We start from the raw sequence: 19102 nt of genomic DNA, 5'->3' as shown, positions 1-19102 counted from the left end.
GGGCGATGTAAATCAAACAGATCATACCATTGTGCAGCACCCTGCTACAGGGTAGACATTGTTGCGTGAACATATTCATGCATCGAACGTGAACCGACCATTGGCGCAAGACGGGAAGAAAGAATAGAATGACGAAAAAAATCTGCGTGGTAATTGGATCCAGAGCAAACTACAGCTCTGCGAAGTCAATTTGCCGCGCAATAAAAACGCATGAAAATCTAGAACTGAAAGTCATTGTCGGCGCCTCTGCGCTTCTTGACCGATATGGGAATGTAGAAGACCAAATAGCAGCCGACGGCTTCCAAACTGATGCGCGCGTTTTTATGCTTGTAGAGGGGGAGACCCCTCTCACCATGGCCAAGTCAACCGGGCTTGGACTGATTGAGCTTTCGACCACACTGGACAATATGAAACCAGATGCTGTGGTCACTATTGGAGATCGCTTCGAGACCATGAGCACGGCGCTGGCCGCAAGCTATCTGAACATACCACTAGTCCATACAATGGGTGGCGAAGTAAGCGGTAATATTGACGAGACCGTTCGCCATGCTATTACCAAACTCTCACATCTCCATTTTCCAGCAAGTAATGATGCTGCGGAACGTATCCGGCGCATGGGAGAGGAAAACCACCGTATTCATATGGTGGGCTGCCCACGTATTGACCTTGTTGCAGAGATACTAGAAGGCCCGGAACCCGAGGGACTTAAGGAAATTTGTCGCAAAGACGGCGTTGGGAGACATGTCGACCCCGACAAACCATTTATCTTGGTGTCCCAACATCCAGTGACTTACGAGTATGAGGATGGCGAGCAACAAATTAAAACGACGCTAGATGCAGTCGCAGAGATTGGCTTGCCAACAATTGTTCTGTGGCCGAATGCAGATGCTGGCTCCGAAAACGTATCACGCGGAATCCGCAAATACCGCGAGAACAATGGTGAGCTGAATATGCACTTCTTCAAGAATCTTTCGATTGATCACTACACTTGGCTAATGCGGAAAACTGTATGTCAAGTTGGGAACTCGAGTAGCGCGATCCGTGAGGGTGCGTTTATCGGAACACCTTCGGTAAATATCGGAAACCGACAAGTCAATCGCGAGCGGGGTAGCAATGTGATTGATGCTGAAAATAATCGTGAGAGCATTGTAAATGCGATCTGGAATCGTATGAACGAATACACCCCCAAAATGGAACCCGTTTACGGGACTGGGCGAGCCGCGAAACAAATTGCAGACATTCTCGCTCGCACCAATATCCAGATCGAAAAACGAATGACATACTAAATTGAGACCACTTCAGCTTCTCGCCTTCTAGCGATCTTCGGAAATCCATGCCCCAAAAAACCAAAATATTGTTCGTGCTGCCAAACTACATGGCAGCACGAAATATAATTCAGACCGGTGTCATGGAAATACTGCAGCAAGGCGCAGAAATACGGTGCCTTGCGCCTAGACCAATTATTAAAAGGTTCCTCGGCAACACTAGGATAACTAAGGTTGAATTCCGTGAACTCCCAAGTCTGACTAGGAGGCACAGCGATCGAATCCTCAACTGTGCCCAGATCATATGCCCAATTTTTGGCTATAGAGCTCTCGCATATCGGTTCAACGAGATAAACAACTTTGTAGCGCATCGTGAAAAGTCAAAATTAACGAAAAAGTTAAAAAAACATGAAATTTTGGCTGGAAACTATGTAGCGAGACGGTACGGCTTTCCTTTTCCCAAGTCGAAGTTGATCTACAACATTTTATCACGTCTTTACTGGTCTTCATTCGCAACCAAGTCCAACAGTATGACTGAATTGTATGATTTCGAGCCAGACATACTCGTACTTGGTCAGGCTCAGTCTGCTGGACAACATGATTTAATTCGTGCTGCACAGAAAATGGGAACGTCAGTCGCAGGGATAGTCATGAGTTGGGATCAACCAACGACGAAGGGACCATTACCACAAGACTTAGAAACATATGTTGTGCAAAGCTCATGGATGAAAGAACGTATCAGTAAATGGCACGGGGTTCTTTCCGACAAGATCAGTGTTACGGGGTGGGCTCAAATGGATTGCTATGCTGACCGCCCAAGCAAGAACCAGACTACAGCTTTCCGAAACAAAACCGGGATCACCCTAGACAAAACGGTGGTACTTTTTGGCCTGTATTCCGAACGCCTAGGAAAGCACGAGCCAGATGTGGCTCGATTCTTGGCAGACAAAGCCGAAGAACTAAACCTGCATGTTATTCTCCGACCTCACCCAAAGGACACGACTGCTAGAGATCGTTTTCGCAGTTTTATTGATAATCCGCGTTTTACCTTTGCCGATAAACAACTGGACGATCTCAGGTTGTTACGAGATCAGATCATGATGTCTGACATTGTCCTCACATCGGGAGGCACAATAGCACTTGATGCCACAGCACTTGACAGGCCAACGGTCTTCCTAGCCGATACACTAAGTGGTTCGGTGCAGCACGGAACTGATATCCGATATCAATATGAACACCTTGCAGCGGTACTTGAAACCGGTGCTATTCCTCTGGCAGAGACACAAGAAGCCTTGCACGAAGAAATCTGGCGGTTCGCGACGGACCCCACCTATCTAAAAAAAGAACGGGAAACATTGAGACGACTTCATCTGGAACCGCTCGATGGAAGAAGCGCCAATCGCATGGCTAGGGCGATATTAGCCTGCCAACAGTAGCGGTCTCAAAACTAGGGCAAAAGCGCATGATCATAGGACTGATCCCCGCGCGGGGAGGATCCAAAGGTATACCGGGCAAAAATCTCATAGATTTTGGAGGCAAGCCTCTGCTAGCTAGAACGATTGAAACCGCTCTCGATAGTAAACTCGACCGAGTCTTTGTAACATCTGACGATGATGATATCCTAGCTGCCGCTGAAAAGTATGGTGCAATTCCACTTAAAAGGCCGACGCAATATGCCGATGACAAAAGTCCGGCTGCGGACGTCATCAACCATGCCATCAGATCAATCCGCACCGATCACACTATTGGACATATATGTTATCTACAACCGACGTCACCACTGCGCCGGACACAGCACATAGATGATGCAATTGAGATCATAACTACCACCGGTGCAGATACTGTTGTGAGTGTAGTAGAAGTGCCGCACAACTGCATTCCAGGGTCCATAATGCTTCAAACCGCAGATGGTCGACTACAAGCCTATGATAGTACAAATAAAATTACTTTGTTGCGCCAATCAAAGCCGACCTTCTATGCGCGAAATGGGCCCGCCATTCTCGTTCTGAGAACATCTTTTTTTACCGATACAGGCTCCTTCTATAGTGGTGACACGCGCCCCTACATTATGGATCGGGAAAGTTCAGTTGATATAGACGATGCCTTTGATCTCAAACTTGCCAGACTGTTGTGGGCCGCACGATAAACCGGCCCTTCCTATTGGAGAAACCTATGACAAAAACATCTTCTGAAGACAGTATGGTGTTTCACGAACAGGAAAAGCTTTACGATTTTCCATACCATCACCTGCCGCACTTCGACGATCAGGGCATTGGTTCGACCGTGAGACGACTACATTGGGGCTTTGAGTATCTTTGCCTACTACTCTATACCAAGCAGACGATCGAAGGACTGAAACCCACAACGTTGCTTGATGTCGGCTGCGGAGACGGAGCTTTGATACGTGCAATCGACGGCAACATAGAACTAACCGGCGTTGACTTGTCCAAACCTGCAACAGAATTCGCCAAAGGATTCAACCTTCACCACGCAGACATTTGTTGCGCAAACGCCGCAGACATCGATGTTCAATTTGAAACTGTCACGGCAATGGAGGTTCTAGAACACATTCCTGATGATATAGTCGATAGTTTCCTTACAACACTCGTAGAACGCACCAAAACAAAGGGTTATGTTTACCTTACTGTTCCGAGCACAAATGTCCCGCTAAACAAAAAACATTATCGACATTATGACCCACAGCTTCTCGAAAAGCATGTTCGACCTAAAGAACGCGGCTTACGTCCTATATGGGTAAAATACTTCTATCGAGACCTTGGGCTTCTCAAGCTTTACAACCGGCTTTGTGACAACCGCTATTTCAAAGGTGAGTTTCATCCACTCCGAAAATTGTTATGGAAAAGGACGTGGGAAGCAGCAAACAAAGTCGACGCATCAAGCGGGCAGCACCTTGTCGCTTTGTACCAAAAACTCTGACCGGATTTGATCCGTGACTGCTCAAAGAAAATGAACAAGGACAATACCCTTATTACTATCGGCATTACATGCTTCAATGCAGTTGATACTATCAGCCGGGCTATCGAAAGTGCTCAGGCTCAGAATTGGCCAAACATTGAGATTGTAATTGTTGACGACGGGTCCTCTGATGATTCGGTGAGAACCATCTTGAACCAAATTGAATCCGATCCTCGTATCAAATTGCTACGACACCCGGAGAACAGAGGTTTTCCTGCGGCGCTCAACACAATCATCGATAATGCCAAAGGCATGTATATTGCATTTTTTGACGATGATGACGAAAGTGATCGGACAAGGATAACAAAGCAGTACAATCGTATTACTAACTTTAGCTCCACCAAACCTAATGAACCAGTGGTGTGCTATACGGGTCGGCGCGTATTTGTAAACGGTGTGGAAAATGGCACGGTAAAGGCCATTGGTCATGTTTCACCTGAACCACATGGCTCACTGGTTGCAGATCACCTTCTCTTGCGACGCAGTCCAACGAATTTTGTCTGGGGTGCACTCGGCAGTGGTACAATGATGGCTTCTCGCTCTGTATTTAACGATTTCAAGTTTGATACCGCTTTCCGGAGGTCAGCGGAATGGGATTTTGCAGTGCGTGTTGCCATGAAAAATGGTTGGTTTATTGCTGTCAATGAACCACTCCTAATGCAGCATGTCAGCGTTTCCGAGGATAAATCCGGCACGAAACCTCTGACTTACAATATGATGTTGCGCCGAAAACATCAGGCTTACTTGAAAAGTAAGAAAGCCTATTTGGCCGCTTTAGCGACAACATATGCACAGTTCTATTTCACAAAAGGCAAAAGAATTGGCGGCGTATGGTTCGTTATCTGCGCCAAACTGCTAGCACCTCACATCCTTTTTAAAGACTTCGTGATTAAATGGCTGCCATGACCAACACTTGTCACGTTTTGTTAGCTGTAGAGGAGTTAAATGGCATCCACGGAGGTGTTGAAAGAACAGTTGTCAATCTGGCGAACCACCTCGTCGGTGCTGGTTATCGTGTAACGGTTCTTACTTTTGAAAAGGACGAAGCAGGTTCTCCCGTTTACCCTCTTTCTTCAGAGATAGAGCGCCACTGCCTGAGCCTGATTGATGGTCTACTCTATCAGGATAAAAAGGCTTCTCGCGAACGACTGAAAGAACAGTTGCCAAAATGTTTGACGAACGTAGCGAGAAACTTTTTAGCCCTAAAAAGGTATATAACGGCAAATTGCAAAGAGATACCCATCGTAACCCGCGCACTCGAGACTTTAGCACCCGATATTGTCATCAGCTTCAAGACGCATTTTCACCGCTACATGATTCCAGCTAGCGCGAAGGCTGGTATCCCAATAATAGCATCAGAACACAATCCGCCGGAAATCCTCTATCATCACTATCTTTGTATGATAGACCGTCATGTAATTCATCATGCCCTAACAAAAGCAACCAAAATAAGAGTTCTTATTAACGATTTCCGAGACAAATATCCGAAGCGTCTGCAAAAGAACTGTATAGCTATTCCTAATGGTGTAGACCTCCCCGAAACGGTAGCAAACATTGAAAATTCGCCAAAGGAACGGATTATTTTAAATGTCGGCAGGCTTTATTTCCAAAAAGATCAACTTACTCTAATAGAGGCATTTTCTCAGCTAACTGATCGCCATAGAGATTGGTTGCTGTGGATCTACGGCGACGGACCTATGGAAGATGATCTACGGAAGAAGATTCACTCTCTAGGTCTCCAGGATCGCGTTTTTCTAAAAGGCCCCACCACAAATGTTACAGAAGCAATGCTTCTGTCTCAGATTTTTGCACTTTCATCCAGATTTGAAGGTTTTGGAAACGTAACCTTGGAAGCCCTGTCTTGTGGTTTACCCGTTATTGCTTTCAACGACGTTGCTGCAAATAGAGAATTAATATCCGACAGGTGCAACGGCCTACTTGTCGATACGAAGGACCGCGCTACAGCTTTGGCGAAAGGCCTTGATACTCTGATGTGCGACAAATACCTTCGCGTGCAACTTGGGAAAAATGCTCGCACCTCTGCCAGGCGGTATTGCAAATCCGATGTGATGAAGCAATGGGAACACCTGATAGACACTTGTCTTTAATTTTAAGACCCAGTCCTGTGTTGTATGGAAATGGAAAAACATTCAAAGATGTCAAAACCATTGGTAACCATCGGACTTACAGCATTTAATGCTTCCGATACCATTGAGCGGGCTGTTATGTCCGCTTTGAGCCAAACTTGGCGCCCAATCGAACTTATTGTGGTTGACGATGCCTCCAGCGACAATACACCTGCTATTCTACGCAGTTTGGCAACGAAACATCCAGAAATCCTATTGTTCTTCAACAGCTCAAATGTTGGAGTCGCAGTAACCCGGAACAAAATCCTTCAGGAGGCCAAAGGAGACTTCGTTGCCTTTTTCGATGATGATGATGAAAGCGTACCAGAGCGGGTTTCTCAGCAAGTCGAGAGAATATGCCAGTATGAACAGGAATATGGCCAAGACTCTCCAGTAATCTGCCACAGTGCTCGCGAGGTTATTTATGCGGATGGCAAGAGACATGTACAACCAACCATGGGAACCGCTTTGGACCAACCCGCACCAAGCGGCAAAGCTCTTGCTCGCCGTATACTATCAGGTAATCGACTAGAAAATGCTTCCGGTGCCTGCCCAACATGTTGCCAAATGGCACGTAGAGAAGTTTATCTTGAGCTGGGTGGATTTGACCCGCAGCTTAGACGAAGTGAAGACACAGAATTAAACATCAGACTGGCACTTTGCGGTGGCCATTTTGTCGGTATCAGTGCCCCGCTTGTTATCCAGCACATGACAGCGACAAACGATAAAAGTATTAACGAGGAGTCGCGGAACCAATTCTATATGATTGAGAAACATCGCGCTTTTCTTGAGGCTGAAGGGCTTTACGATTTCACCCTTTGCTTTTTCAATTTTCGCAAGGCCGTTTTTGAAAGGAACTATATAAATATTTTACCAATCTTTCTAAAGCTTATACTGCTTCACCCTAATAAAACTGCTCAACGTTTGATACTTTCATTACAGAATTTTAAAACCAATTTCCATTTTATAAATTTTCATAGGCAACCCAAATGAATAATCCGCTGATCACAATCGGCATAACATGCTTCAATGCATCTGATACGATATCTAGGGCTCTCGACTCAGCAGTTAAACAAGATTGGTCGAACTTTGAAATCATCGTCGTTGACGACGATTCAACTGACGAATCTGTAGCAATAGTGGAGAAGTATGCGGCCCAGCATTCGAAAATTAAATTCATCCAGAATAGCCAAAACAAAGGCTTCCCTGGCGCGCTTAACGTCATACTCTCACAGGCAAGAGGAGAATTCGTTGCAATCTTTGATGATGATGATGTCAGCCACCCTAATCGGTTGAGCACCCAATACAAACGCATTTCAGAGTATGAACACGAAACAGGTGACACAATTGTTGCCTGTTACGGCTCTCGCATAAAAATTTATGAAAACGGTTATAGAAAGCGGTTTGAAGCGATTGGCTCGCGACATCGTCACCCGCGTGGTGAAGAATTTATCGATTATACCCTTTTCTTTGATCGTAAACCTGACGTCTTTTTCGGGAGCGGCACGCCAAGCTGTGCGCTAATGGCACGAAAACGTGTTTTCGATCTGATCGGGTTTTATGATGAAAATTTGCGAAAAGGTGAGGATATTGATTTCGGGATACGCCTTGCACTTTCTGAAGGCACTTTCATTGGCTGCCCCGAAATTCTTATAGAACAGTACGCTACACAGGGAAGCGACAAAGCTCCAAGTTCCTGGCTGGAAAGTCAAACTGCTGTTGTCGAAAAGTACCGGACCTATCTGGAAAGTAAGAAGAGATACTATTACGCTAAGAATTGGCAACGACTCAGATATTATTATTTCTCAGGCCACCTACTACGCGCCTTCTTTTGTGTTACTGATTTATTCGTCCGACATCCCAGATGGACATTAAAACACTTTATTCAAACAGCCCCCCGACGGCTGTTGCATGACTATAAAATTACGCGCAGGTTTGACTAAATGGCTCGAATAGCACTTGGGACAATCGCTCTAAACGGAACAGCAGGCGGTATCGAACGCAACATCTGCTATTTAGCCAACGCCCTCGTAGCTGAAGGCCATGATGTATCTCTAATTACATTTGATCTTCCGAACGCAACTTCATTCTTTGAATTGGATTCGCGCGTAGTCTGGCATCGCGTAGGTCAAACACAACCACATAAACGAATCCACTTTCGTGAGAGGATCGAATTGATTAGACGTATACATTCAGCACTAGTTCGTCCTGTACCGTGCGACTATTTGGTCTGCTTTCATCACGGCATTCTTATTCGCTTTCTTATTGCTTCGCTTGGAAGTGGTATTCGGATTATTTGCTCGGAACGAAACTCACTAGCAATGTACAAGTATATTCGCGCCCAAAAATGGAACCTGAATTTCTTTCTTATGTCTGTTGTACATCGTATTACCGTGCAGTTTCCCAGCTATATAGCTGACTATCCGCGCTATTTACGAAATCGTATTGTTGTTGTTCATAATCCAGTCTTTCCAATTTCGAAAACAGATTTACCTAGAGAGAAACTCATACTCGCTGTAGGACGACACTCAGAACAAAAACAATTTGATTTACTGATCCGTGCTTGCGCGCGAGCATTTCAGAAAATTGAAGATTGGCAGCTGGTTATTATTGGAGATGGCGAATACACCAATGATCTAAAAAGAGAAATTAGATCAAGTGGCTTCTCAAATCGAATTCATCTGAGGACTTCAACAGCAGACTTGGCAGACTGGTTTGGCAAGGCAACCCTGTATTGCCAACCGTCAAAGTGGGAAGGTTTTCCAAACGCGCAAGCCGAAGCCATGGCCCATGGCGCAATTCCGATAGGTTTCTCCTCAACGCCAGGAGTCGCGGATCTTATTGATGCAGGCACAACCGGTTACCTATCAAACATGCCCCCCTCGGACAAATCTCTCGCAGAGCTGATTGTTCATGCGGTCAGAGACACAGCCAATCACGATCAACTATCTAAAAATGCGATGAAGATCACTGAAAAATACACACCTAAATCGTGGATCGACAGTTGGCGACTGGCTTTAAATTTGAGAGATGTATCCAGCAACCGACAAGTATAAGAACAAACACTTGTCTCAGTTTTCCCAAACATTTGATTTTGGGCGCCAGACTTGAGCAGCAAACAATGCGCATCTGAAGAACAGACAGAACAAGTCCTTCCCAATGAGGGATCGGAACACTTATTGAATCGACTCCCTCCAAATATAACAGAGACGCTCCAGTGAATATTATTAATAATTACTTAAATTAATATTATTCTAACGCACTTTAAAAACGGGCTCTATGATCGGACAAGAAAGGTTTTTCTCTAAATTCCCTGCTTCCAGTTCTTCAGCTAGTATTGGAAGTGCATGCTTCCAAGCAAATACCACCTGCTCTAGGTCAAATGTAGTATGAGAGAAACACATATTATGGCTTGCACTAAAAAGAACTCCGCGCGAGATAAGCTCTTTTAGCAACAGCGTTTTTATGGCTTCCTTGCGAGCATTTGGGTGATCTTTTACAGTCATCACTTTCCACGACGGATGGCCAGAGAAACTAATTACCTGATCAAGACCGATTTCTGAGACTTCTTTTTCTACCGCCCTTAGCAAGAGATTGCCGTTCAACGCTAGTCGTTCCGGGACCTTTTCATCGCGGATTTTGCGAACCGTCGCCAAAGCAGCCGCTAACGATAGGGCTTCCCCGCCATTGGTAAATGAGAAGAAAATTTCCTCCGACTTTTTCATTAGGTCCTCGGGCCCAGTCACAGCAGACAATGGCATACCATTTGCCATTCCCTTACCAAATGCTGTTAGGTCCGGTTCAACACCAAAAAGCTCTTGTGCACCTCCTGCGGCAAAGCGAAACCCAGTAATAACCTCATCAAAAATCAAAAGTGCATCATGTTTATGCGCCTGCTGCTTCACACTTTCGAGGTACCCGGCATTAGGATATGTCGTATTCATGGGCTCCATGATAACTGCCGCAACGTTCCCTTTGTGAAGAAGCAACTCTCGTTCAAGCGCCTCACAATCATTGTAGGGCACCATATGAATGAGGTCTCGCACTGCTTGGGGCACACCTAGACTACGTGCAGTGCCACCGATATACCAATCCTGCCAACCATGATAACCACATGAAATAACATGATCTTTACCTGTTATGGCACGCGCGAGACGAACAGCTCCTGCGGTTGCATCGGAGCCGTTTTTTCCGAATCGCGTTTGTTCCGCCGAAGGAATGGTTTGAGCTAAAAGCTCTGCCAGCTCGTATTCTAGATCTGTGGGCATACTATGAATGATGCCGCGGTTGATTTGATCAACAATAGCAGCATCCACGTCTGGGTCACAGTAACCTAGAATCACCGGCAACAAAGACATCATCATGTCTACGTATTCATTTCCATCGACATCGAAAATTCGGCCATTCAATCCATGCGTCACAAATAACGGCGCAAACGGGGCGGGAAGCTGAAGGTGAGATTTTGAAAACGTTTGAGAAGCTAACGGAATGCGCCGGGTTGTTGTTTCAAAACTAGCGTTTGAGCGTTCGAAGCATGTATTACGATGAGCTGCTTCGGCAGCTTTGCTAAGGTCAAACCCCTCATTACGCGGGGGGAGCTCGCTACTCCCCCCACCTGTAGATTGCGATATTTCGAGAGTCTTCGAAAATCTGCTACCAGGCTTGAGCTTTTTAGCCATCTGTCGTGCTCTCGAAAGATCACTAGGTGTATCAATCGTCCAGCGAAGCTTGTGCAAACCAGCAATTGGAGAACGTAGACTTGCAACATTGAATAGGGAGCGGTTGCGGTAGATAACTGGCGTGACATGCTCTCGATCACTGGGGCGAACAGCAATTTCATGGGCTCGCCTCAAAGAATCAGTGCGTATAGCTTCGCAGTCGAGTCCATCGGGCCATGTTGGTGGTTGTGTATTCGATGCATAATCAGCATCCGCATATTTCAGAAGCGTAAGAACTTGACCCGCGACATGTGGATCAAAAAACGGGCAGTCAGCGGTAAGGCGTAAAACGATATCCGCATTTGTTTCAGAAGCCGCTTGCACAAAACGCGCTAGAACGTCATCTAACGGCCCCCGAACAACATTTATATTTTTTCCAGCACACCAGTCTGCGATCAAATCATCGTCTTTTTCCAATGATGTCGCAACAATCACTCCGTCAATATCAGGGATTTGAGATGCCGCTTCGACAACCCAACCCAAAACAGGTCTTCCATCAAGATCTTCAAGTACCTTGCCCGGCAGGCGAGAGGAGGCCATACGTGCTTGAATAACAGCAACAGCCTTATTTTGCGTATTCTCGGACTGTATCACTTGTAAGTCTCTTTCGAGTGAAAAGTTTGAAAAAGGCCTGCCTTGCGTGCGTTTACGATAAGATTGGAGACAGCCAATCCATCAGAGGCGCGTGCAGGAACTACGGCAGAATGGTCTTGCCCTAGAAAGGCCGTCATTTCCGCTACATAGTCGAAATCAAAACATTCTGTTCCGCTGAAAGTAGCGATAGGTTGTCCATCTGCGCTTACAGCGGAAAATTCACGGGCAATAAGGTCAAGGGAGAGCGTTGCGCGTTCTCCTCTGATAAGTACAGTACGACACGCAGGTTTTGAACAGTAGTCAAGTTGAACCGTTGAGAGTGGGCCGGCGTCATGAATAATTCCAACAGTCGCAAAATCCTCAACTTGCAGATCCAAAATGCCGCTTTGAGAGATATGACTAAAAGCAAGATTTCCAGAACCAAAGAGATAGTATGCCAAGTCAATTTCATGACTGTAGTCAAATAGAACACCACCTGCCTCCGGATGGTTTGTGTAATTCTGCCGTATATCCTGCCCAGGTCTCCAGTCACGCAAGTCACTTGAGGCAATAATTGAACACCAAAGAGTTTTTCCAGCCTGCCCACTATTAAGAAATTTTTTCGCCTCTCGAACGACTTCGTGAAACCGCAGATTAAAGCCACAGAACACATCCGTTGATGCTTCTTGCGCTCTATCGAGTACAACCTTTATTCCTTCCGGATCGTGGGTAAGTGGTTTTTCCACCAGAACTCGTGATGAAGTCCCTAAGCAAGCCTCAAGATCATCAGCATGATGGATTGACGGCGTTGCTATTACAACGTGGGTAGCCTGGCTAATTGCTTCGTCCCGACTGTTACATACATTTAGTCCCGCTCTCGCTGCGATCTCACACTGTTTTTCTGAGGGATCGTAGCCAAAGGTATGTGCGCCCAGCGACATCGCATTTTTTGCGTGTCGGAGGCCGATCGAACCTAAACCTAAGACAGCAACCTTGTCCTGAAACATTATGATCTAAAGCCTGACTTTTACACCGGCATTTTTTAGATGCCGTTTTATCTGAACAATATTGTTGTCGGAAAAGACCAGCATAGTACCAAGCGCTAAACTATCGACACCACTCTGGGCTACCGCCAGAACGTCGTCGAGATTGGAAGCACCTCCCTCCAGGATGATCGGAACGGTTATCGCCTCACGCAACTCGAGCCAAGCGCGACTATCCATTCCAGCCCTACTCCCTTCAAGATCCGCACGCATGAGGCGTATTTCACCAACACCGGCATCGACAACACGCTTCGCCAAATCGATCCAATTGATATCATGTGTTGTTCGCGTCAGGTAGTCGAAGGGCCGGTAGCCATCATCGGTTTTTATAATATCGAGGCAGCCGACAATGGCCTGAGAACCGAAACGTTCCGATATCCGGCCAACTAGCCCAACATCACGATACAGGCCGGAGCCAATAGCTATTTTGTCAGCTCCGGAAGAAAATAACACCTCAGCATCTTCCAATGAGGATACCGCTCCCCCTATGGTTAGAGGCATTTCTGCTTCATATCCAAGCGGTTCAAGCTTCTCGAATTCCGGACACCTATTCTCGCGGCAGGCGTCAATATCGAGCAACATCACCTCATCGGCGTTTTGGAAATTATGCGCCCGAATAGTTGTCGCAGGGGACCCGGCATCTTTAAGGTCTTCAAAGTACCGGCCTTTTACAAGCCTGTTCCCTGACAAAAGCAATGATGGAATAATTCGTATGTATGCCACGATAAGTTAACGCGTCTTCTACTAAGGGATTTGAATTATGCTTTCTTATGGTGCCCAGTCCAAAAAAGCCTCAAGAAATTTAACTCCGTCTTGTTGACTTTTTTCTGGATGAAACTGAACTGCCACCCAAGTCTCTTTGCTATAGCAGACGCCAAGAGAACATCCGTAGTCCACTGTACCACAAAGCCCATCATCGTCTTTCGAAGCTAGAAGACCATAGCTGTGCGTAAAATACATTACTGGAATTTTTCTAAATGCAGCACGAAACGGGAATCGCTCTGTTAGTGCAACGTCAGCGAAACCGACATTAGGGACAGCTAGCCGTTCTTTCTGGAAGTTGCTGATGTGGCGCACGTCTCCATCGTACCATCCCAGCCCGGGTTGCGTAGCCGTTTCGTGGCAGTGAGAAGCAAGAACTTGCATCCCAACACAAATGGACAGTAGCGGGGTTGCCCGTTGTTGCACCGCCTCATTTAACGCTAAGTCAAGCCCCCTCTCACGCAATTCAGTCAGCATCGCATTGGAGTTTCCCACACCGGGAAGAACCAAACGGTCAGCGCTAACAATCTCTTCCGGTTTACTTATCACACGAATGTCAGCGCCAATTCGGTCGAAGGCGTTCGCTACTGAACGAACATTTCCGATACCGAAATTGATGATGGATAACTCTGTCAAAGGATACCACTCGTGCTCGAAGGAGCTTCTTGAAGGATGTTCAATGTGATCGAGACTTAAAAACACAATGTCTCGAACTCCACACCAAAATTAGCTCTAAGGTGACGCTATTTCAAGAAATAGCTGGTTGGCTTATAACGAAAACAGCAAAAACCATCACATGACTAAAGCGGCTAAACACCAGAAATCATTCAGTTTATCAAAACTCTAAGCCACCACACGTTTTCTGCGTTTCGCCATTATGCTAAGCAAAATATACTTCCCAACGAGTACAACGATATCACCCTGTTGAACCAAGATGGGTTTAGCCAATGAATTACCCCAGATGTTCCGTTTTCTGCTCTTGTTCATTGAAATAACGAATAATCGCCTTTGCTAGAATCTGGCCATTTTCCTTACGGTTGACATTCGGACAATTTTCGCCTTTAGGCTCAACAACTGCAGGAATTGCGACCTCTTCAACTGCACTAATAAACGCTCCCACCGCATCTGGAGAAGCTTTGATTCCTTCGGTGACATGCTTAATCGCCCTTGAAAGATCACAAATTGTTCTAATGGGAAACACGCCACGACAAATTTTGTACCATGCAGCACCAAAAACGAGAGCCGGAATTCCCCTACAAACGGCTTGCCATCCTGCACTGCCAGTTATCGTCGCGACAGCTTTTGCGCCGTTGATAAGAGTATCGGTTGGCACGTTCGAGTTGACTAAAATCACGTTATCAAGCGCTGCCAGGTCATCATAGAATTCTTCGCTACGCTGCAAAAAGCCACGTGAATAGGGCGATAATTGCCAAGGATGCTCTTTCACAACGAGCTTCCACCCATCTGGAAGAGTAGCAGAGAGGGCCTGTGCCATTACAATTTGGTCAGCGAAAATACCACCAAGAGGCAAGGTTGCGCGCTCAGGTTGATAATGAAGCATTAACAGAACATACGGCACCGTATCGTCAAACGTGAAGGGAATCGCAAGTTCATTAAGCTTCCTTCGAAGTCGAGCTTGTTTCCGACGACCAAGCCACCTCAAATAGACAAGGCGAGTAAATGAGATAGATGAGTGTTCCGGGCGTTGTCCTGAAGCAATGAAATAAACATCTTGCCTTGTTAGTCCGTTTCTACGGAATAGGTGTTTCAGTTGAGTTATCTCGCGCTTAAAAACGCTCAAGCAATCTAGATTTTCCGCGGAGCTACCTGACTTCAGTCCTAATCGGCGCATTTTTGCCTCAAAAAGAGGCGCCGTTGAGTCCCGATTAATCCCTGCACTACGCTGAATAAAGTCCTGCCCATAACGTCCCGGCTTTGCAGTAATTTCAAGAGCCTTTTGATAGGCACGCTCAAGGTACAGAGGAGGTTTCTCATATTCTTCGGTCAGAAAAGCACGTCCTGGCAACCCAGACCTTTCGAACATCAGTGTTTGCAGCCCCAAAAACTTGGCCAACTCATAAACAATATAGTCATATACCATGTGTGGTGAAATCTGGAACAAGACAAGATCAGGCTGGAGCCCCTTTAGCACCCCACCCCAGAAAGTTACCAGACGTCTGAAGTGACGTTTACGCATCTGGAACGGCAATGAGACGCCAGTTGGATCCATTCGGTCCATCATCATCAGCGCTGTTCGCTCTACCACAGCCAAAGAGTCGCCCAACTCCTTATCTATGATAAAAGAGGGCCAGTCCATGTCATGAGCCGGCCCCTGCATCAGCATATCCTGTATCGGTTCATGAAATATGCAATCTGGGTACAAATCTGACAGGGTGGGTTGATGTGATTTGGCCCCAGACCAAAACACTACGTCAATCTCCGCCTCATTTTTCAAAGTTGATACGAGATCAAGCCAATATGCGTCTCCAACTCCGAGAATAATTACTCGTTTCATACCAGCTTAATCCAAGTATTCGATTTTTTGTTCCGCATCGTCGGTAATCCAACTGTGACGAAGCTGAATGACCGCATTTCCATGTGTCGATTGGCCAGTGCCAAAGTAATCACTCGGTACGACTTCAAAAATTACCGCGTCCTCGACGCAATCGGCCCAGCCGGAATTATTTTCCTTTGCAATCAATCTGATTTTGTATCGCCCCGGAACTAAATTGATATCTTCAATTACGCAAACAACCTGGCCGTCGCCTTCTACTTTGCGAACCATTTGCTGCATATGCTTCGTTGAAAGTACGGCAAGCTTTGAGTTTTCCAGATCCTGTATCCACGCTTCAAAATTTACGTAGTTCACTGGTTCGGGCGAATGCTTTTGCCAAGAAACGCTCAATATGGCTGGCCGTCCAGCCACAATGACATTCTCATGCTGAGAGCTGGCATCCTTTTGCAAAATTGATGCTTTCGTAAACCGCAAAGTCCCGGTTCCTATATCACGAGGTCTTTGCGAGAGGTCGCGCACTGCCGCATCGGATCCGAGCAAAGATGAAAAGTATGCCGAGATAACATCATCAACGGGACCATCATCTACAATACGCCCTTGATCGAGACGAATGGCACGAGTGCAAATCTTTTTCACCAACTCTAACTGATGGCTTACGAAAATGATCGTACGTCCACTTTTATTTACCTCTGCGAGTTTTTCAGCAGACTTTCTTTGAAACGTAGCATCTCCGACAGCGAGTACTTCGTCCACCAACATAATTTCTGGCTTAAGATGAGCAGCAACCGCAAAACCGAGACGCACCTTCATACCGCTTGAATATCGCTTTAGAGGTGTGTCTATATATTTTCCTACCCCGGAGAACTCGACGATATTGTCAAATTCTTTGCGAATTTCTTCCCGCGACATCCCCAATAGAGCACCATTCACATAAACATTTTCACGCCCGGTAAGCTCAGGGTTGAATCCGGTACCCACTTCGAGTAGCGGCGCAATTCGCCCTTCAATTCGACCATGACCCTGAGTGGGATCTGTAATTCGCGCAAGTATCTTAAGAAGAGTACTCTTCCCAGAACCATTATGCCCGATCAACCCGACAACTTCACCTTGCTTGATGTCAAGACTGACGCCATCTAGTGCCCTGTGAAATTGTCGGTCCGGTACAAACGGCCTTTTGTTACGAATGATGTTTGCAGCAATGTTTACGATGCCTCCACCATGATACTCGCCAATGCGATAGTCTTTTACAATATCACGGATGACAATTGCTGATTTTTTCATTCTGGCAACCTTGGCATTTTCTTTAAAGGCGATCGGCAAAGGTTTGGACAGTTTTTGAAAAATACATCAAACCACCAACCAATATACCCGCACTTATCGCTAGCGAGATTAACATAGTCGTTAATGACACCAGTGGCTGATCAAGAAGAATCCAGCGTGCGAAGCTAATGTACCCTACCAACGGATTAAGTTCGTAAAGCATTCGATACGCCTCTGGAACAGCAGATAAGCTGTACGCAACAGGAGAGATATACATCAATGCTTGAAGAGCAAAAGGCAACATATGTTGGATATCACGGAAATCTAAATTCAGTGATGTGATCCATAGTGAAAGAGAAAGGCTAATCAGGGTCCCGTAGAGCATAACGGCTGGAAGTAAAAACCACTTCCAGGTTGGGTAGTACCCGAATATCGCTGCGACAACGATAAACACTAATACGGAGATCAGAAACTCAATCGATGCCAAGACAATCGAAGTTAGAGGAGCTATAACGCGCGGGAAATAGACTTTTGAGAGAATACTACCATATCTTGTCAAACTTGTTCCGGCAGAGCCGACGCAACGCTGAACAAATGTCCAAGGAAGGACTCCGGCGAACGCGTACACCGTATAGTTCACATCATTAGTGTCAGTCTGGGCAACAACACCAAACAAAAAAGTAAAGACAAGCGTGAGAAGAAGTGGCTGGATAACAATCAGAGTGGGTCCAAGCAAACTTTGTTTGTATCTAGCTGCTAGCTCCCGACGTGACAAAAGCCATATCAAATGAATATGGCGATGTAAGCTGCGCAATTCATTAAAGGCACTCGAATACCCCGGCCCAATTTCCATACTATGCAGACGTTTTGTGGACAAATCCGTTGTATCCTTATTAGATGCCATTATCGGTCGGATATGATTGTGAGAGTTCCGCTCGGAGGCGGTGATATCTTTCAACTGCTGGCGCTAAATCACGTTTGGCTTGTTCGTCTAGTAGATGGGTGTCGGCAAATTGATTTTGATCTTCAATCGCCAAAATTTTATGATCCTTAGAACTATTTCCATCCCACTCATTTTTGGCTTTTGTTGGCTGAAAAAAGCAGTTATCTACCACCACTCCCAATTCTTTCGCCACATAAGACATGATGGATTTTGGGTTCTCGACCAAATCTTCATAAACAACAACTACAGAATTCACGTCTTCTTTTTTGGATAACGCCTCTATAGCATCTGCCGTTTTCAGCCAATCAGAACAAAAACCTGCTGTAGATATCTCTCTCTTTTTCTTAATACTATGCTTTCTATAACTAAGAAAATTTACAATAGAGTCTCGCAAGACAGTAATGAAAATAGCATTGGGCCACTGCGCCAATAATTGATCGGAATATTGTTCGTTCTTAGGGGTCTTTTCTGCCCAAAGGTGCTTTTTCTCTTGACCACTTACTGTAGCGTACGCCCAAATCGATATTTCAAGAAGCGTTTTCACATTGTGGTCACTAAACGACCATGCCGATTTGGCTAGATGTGAGAGCTTTGAGAAGTCGATGTGAGAGTAGTCCCTTGTCCCAGAACCCCAGATAGCCCGCTCAACCCTAAAGTTAGACAATCCTCCTTCCCGAAGCATCCAGTTCATATCTTTTGAAAATTTCCCTGGTCTATGAACAAGCTTAATCGCAATTGATTCTTCCGGAAAAGCCATGATTTCTGGATGGCCATCGAGCAAAGCATGAACCAGAGTAGTTCCCGATTTCGGCATTCCCCCGACGAAAATCGGGCGCGTTGTCTTCTGCCAACGAAGGAATTTCTCAAAGAAATCTCGCTGATAGCCGATCAGCCTTTTAATCAAATCGTTAAACATTCTGC

At 45.8% G+C, this 19102-nt stretch carries 17 protein-coding genes; 9 read left to right on the top strand and 8 right to left on the bottom strand.

Features of this window, described 5'->3' with window-relative positions:
• Positions 1-128 precede the first annotated feature (128 nt).
• Genes neuC through ACXAF0_RS02720 form a run of 9 tightly spaced genes read left to right on the top strand, consistent with a single transcriptional unit; the run spans position 129 to position 9423 of the window.
• Entirely contained in the window at positions 129-1286 is a 1158-nt protein-coding gene (neuC, locus tag ACXAF0_RS02760; RefSeq protein ID WP_475343472.1) for a UDP-N-acetylglucosamine 2-epimerase, read from the top strand.
• Between the two features lie 47 nt (positions 1287-1333).
• Entirely contained in the window at positions 1334-2701 is a 1368-nt protein-coding gene (locus ACXAF0_RS02755) for a CDP-glycerol glycerophosphotransferase family protein (RefSeq protein ID WP_475343470.1), read from the top strand.
• A 26-nt stretch (positions 2702-2727) separates the two neighbouring features.
• Positions 2728-3411: an acylneuraminate cytidylyltransferase family protein gene (locus tag ACXAF0_RS02750; RefSeq protein WP_475343468.1), complete on the top strand. Its 684-nt coding sequence runs from the start codon at positions 2728-2730 to the stop codon at positions 3409-3411.
• A gap of 26 nt (positions 3412-3437) precedes the next feature.
• On the top strand, positions 3438-4202 hold the full coding sequence (locus ACXAF0_RS02745; RefSeq protein ID WP_475343465.1) for a class I SAM-dependent methyltransferase: 765 nt from the start codon (positions 3438-3440) through the stop codon (positions 4200-4202).
• A 30-nt stretch (positions 4203-4232) separates the two neighbouring features.
• On the top strand, positions 4233-5147 hold the full coding sequence (locus tag ACXAF0_RS02740) for a glycosyltransferase family 2 protein (protein ID WP_475343461.1): 915 nt from the start codon (positions 4233-4235) through the stop codon (positions 5145-5147).
• Positions 5135-6349, top strand: a complete 1215-nt coding sequence (locus ACXAF0_RS02735) for a glycosyltransferase family 4 protein (RefSeq protein WP_475343458.1) — start codon at positions 5135-5137, stop codon at positions 6347-6349. Before ACXAF0_RS02740 ends, ACXAF0_RS02735 begins: the two co-directional genes overlap by 13 nt.
• A 48-nt stretch (positions 6350-6397) precedes the next feature.
• Positions 6398-7360 carry a glycosyltransferase family 2 protein gene (locus ACXAF0_RS02730; RefSeq protein ID WP_475343454.1) on the top strand — a complete coding sequence of 321 codons (963 nt, stop codon included), beginning with the start codon at positions 6398-6400 and terminating at the stop codon, positions 7358-7360.
• Positions 7357-8310 carry a glycosyltransferase family 2 protein gene (locus tag ACXAF0_RS02725; protein WP_475343452.1) on the top strand — a complete coding sequence of 318 codons (954 nt, stop codon included), beginning with the start codon at positions 7357-7359 and terminating at the stop codon, positions 8308-8310. Before ACXAF0_RS02730 ends, ACXAF0_RS02725 begins: the two co-directional genes overlap by 4 nt.
• On the top strand, positions 8311-9423 hold the full coding sequence (locus tag ACXAF0_RS02720; protein ID WP_475343448.1) for a glycosyltransferase: 1113 nt from the start codon (positions 8311-8313) through the stop codon (positions 9421-9423).
• 198 nt (positions 9424-9621) lie between these two features.
• Here ACXAF0_RS02720 and ACXAF0_RS02715 read toward each other — a convergent pair whose 3' ends face one another.
• From ACXAF0_RS02715 to ACXAF0_RS02680, 8 genes are all read right to left on the bottom strand, one after another.
• Positions 9622-11679 (bottom strand): aminotransferase class III-fold pyridoxal phosphate-dependent enzyme, encoded by a 2058-nt coding sequence (locus ACXAF0_RS02715; protein WP_475343446.1) that lies wholly within the window; start codon positions 11677-11679, stop codon positions 9622-9624.
• Positions 11676-12665: a Gfo/Idh/MocA family protein gene (locus ACXAF0_RS02710; protein ID WP_475343443.1), complete on the bottom strand. Its 990-nt coding sequence runs from the start codon at positions 12663-12665 to the stop codon at positions 11676-11678. The genes ACXAF0_RS02715 and ACXAF0_RS02710 overlap by 4 nt, the downstream gene beginning before the upstream one ends.
• 6 nt (positions 12666-12671) lie before the next feature.
• Complete coding sequence (locus ACXAF0_RS02705) at positions 12672-13424, bottom strand: HisA/HisF-related TIM barrel protein (protein WP_475343441.1); 753 nt, start codon at positions 13422-13424, stop codon at positions 12672-12674.
• 45 nt (positions 13425-13469) lie between these two features.
• Entirely contained in the window at positions 13470-14165 is a 696-nt protein-coding gene (gene hisH / locus ACXAF0_RS02700) for an imidazole glycerol phosphate synthase subunit HisH (RefSeq protein ID WP_475343438.1), read from the bottom strand.
• 250 nt (positions 14166-14415) lie between these two features.
• Positions 14416-15978: a capsular polysaccharide export protein, LipB/KpsS family gene (locus ACXAF0_RS02695; RefSeq protein ID WP_475343435.1), complete on the bottom strand. Its 1563-nt coding sequence runs from the start codon at positions 15976-15978 to the stop codon at positions 14416-14418.
• A 6-nt stretch (positions 15979-15984) separates the two neighbouring features.
• A complete protein-coding gene (locus tag ACXAF0_RS02690) occupies positions 15985-17259 on the bottom strand; it encodes an ABC transporter ATP-binding protein (protein WP_475343433.1) in 1275 nt (424 codons plus the stop codon).
• A gap of 22 nt (positions 17260-17281) precedes the next feature.
• Entirely contained in the window at positions 17282-18115 is an 834-nt protein-coding gene (locus ACXAF0_RS02685) for an ABC transporter permease (RefSeq protein ID WP_475343429.1), read from the bottom strand.
• Positions 18116-18131: 16 nt separating this feature from the next.
• Complete coding sequence (locus ACXAF0_RS02680; RefSeq protein WP_475343426.1) at positions 18132-19097, bottom strand: sulfotransferase family protein; 966 nt, start codon at positions 19095-19097, stop codon at positions 18132-18134.
• Positions 19098-19102 lie beyond the last annotated feature (5 nt).

The sequence above is a fragment of the Thalassospira sp. ABD4_177 genome (assembly GCF_056160125.1).
This window is presented reverse-complemented; position numbering and strand designations above follow the sequence as displayed.

Coding starts and splice junctions, on each gene's coding strand:
- neuC (WP_475343472.1), top strand. CDS start 129: ATGACGAAAAAAATCTGCGTGGTAATTGGATCCAGAGCAAACTACAGC.
- ACXAF0_RS02755 (WP_475343470.1), top strand. CDS start 1,334: ATGCCCCAAAAAACCAAAATATTGTTCGTGCTGCCAAACTACATGGCA.
- ACXAF0_RS02750 (WP_475343468.1), top strand. CDS start 2,728: ATGATCATAGGACTGATCCCCGCGCGGGGAGGATCCAAAGGTATACCG.
- ACXAF0_RS02745 (WP_475343465.1), top strand. CDS start 3,438: ATGACAAAAACATCTTCTGAAGACAGTATGGTGTTTCACGAACAGGAA.
- ACXAF0_RS02740 (WP_475343461.1), top strand. CDS start 4,233: ATGAACAAGGACAATACCCTTATTACTATCGGCATTACATGCTTCAAT.
- ACXAF0_RS02735 (WP_475343458.1), top strand. CDS start 5,135: ATGGCTGCCATGACCAACACTTGTCACGTTTTGTTAGCTGTAGAGGAG.
- ACXAF0_RS02730 (WP_475343454.1), top strand. CDS start 6,398: ATGTCAAAACCATTGGTAACCATCGGACTTACAGCATTTAATGCTTCC.
- ACXAF0_RS02725 (WP_475343452.1), top strand. CDS start 7,357: ATGAATAATCCGCTGATCACAATCGGCATAACATGCTTCAATGCATCT.
- ACXAF0_RS02720 (WP_475343448.1), top strand. CDS start 8,311: ATGGCTCGAATAGCACTTGGGACAATCGCTCTAAACGGAACAGCAGGC.
- ACXAF0_RS02710 (WP_475343443.1), bottom strand. CDS start 12,665: ATGTTTCAGGACAAGGTTGCTGTCTTAGGTTTAGGTTCGATCGGCCTC.
- ACXAF0_RS02695 (WP_475343435.1), bottom strand. CDS start 15,978: ATGAAACGAGTAATTATTCTCGGAGTTGGAGACGCATATTGGCTTGAT.
- ACXAF0_RS02690 (WP_475343433.1), bottom strand. CDS start 17,259: ATGAAAAAATCAGCAATTGTCATCCGTGATATTGTAAAAGACTATCGC.
- ACXAF0_RS02680 (WP_475343426.1), bottom strand. CDS start 19,097: ATGTTTAACGATTTGATTAAAAGGCTGATCGGCTATCAGCGAGATTTC.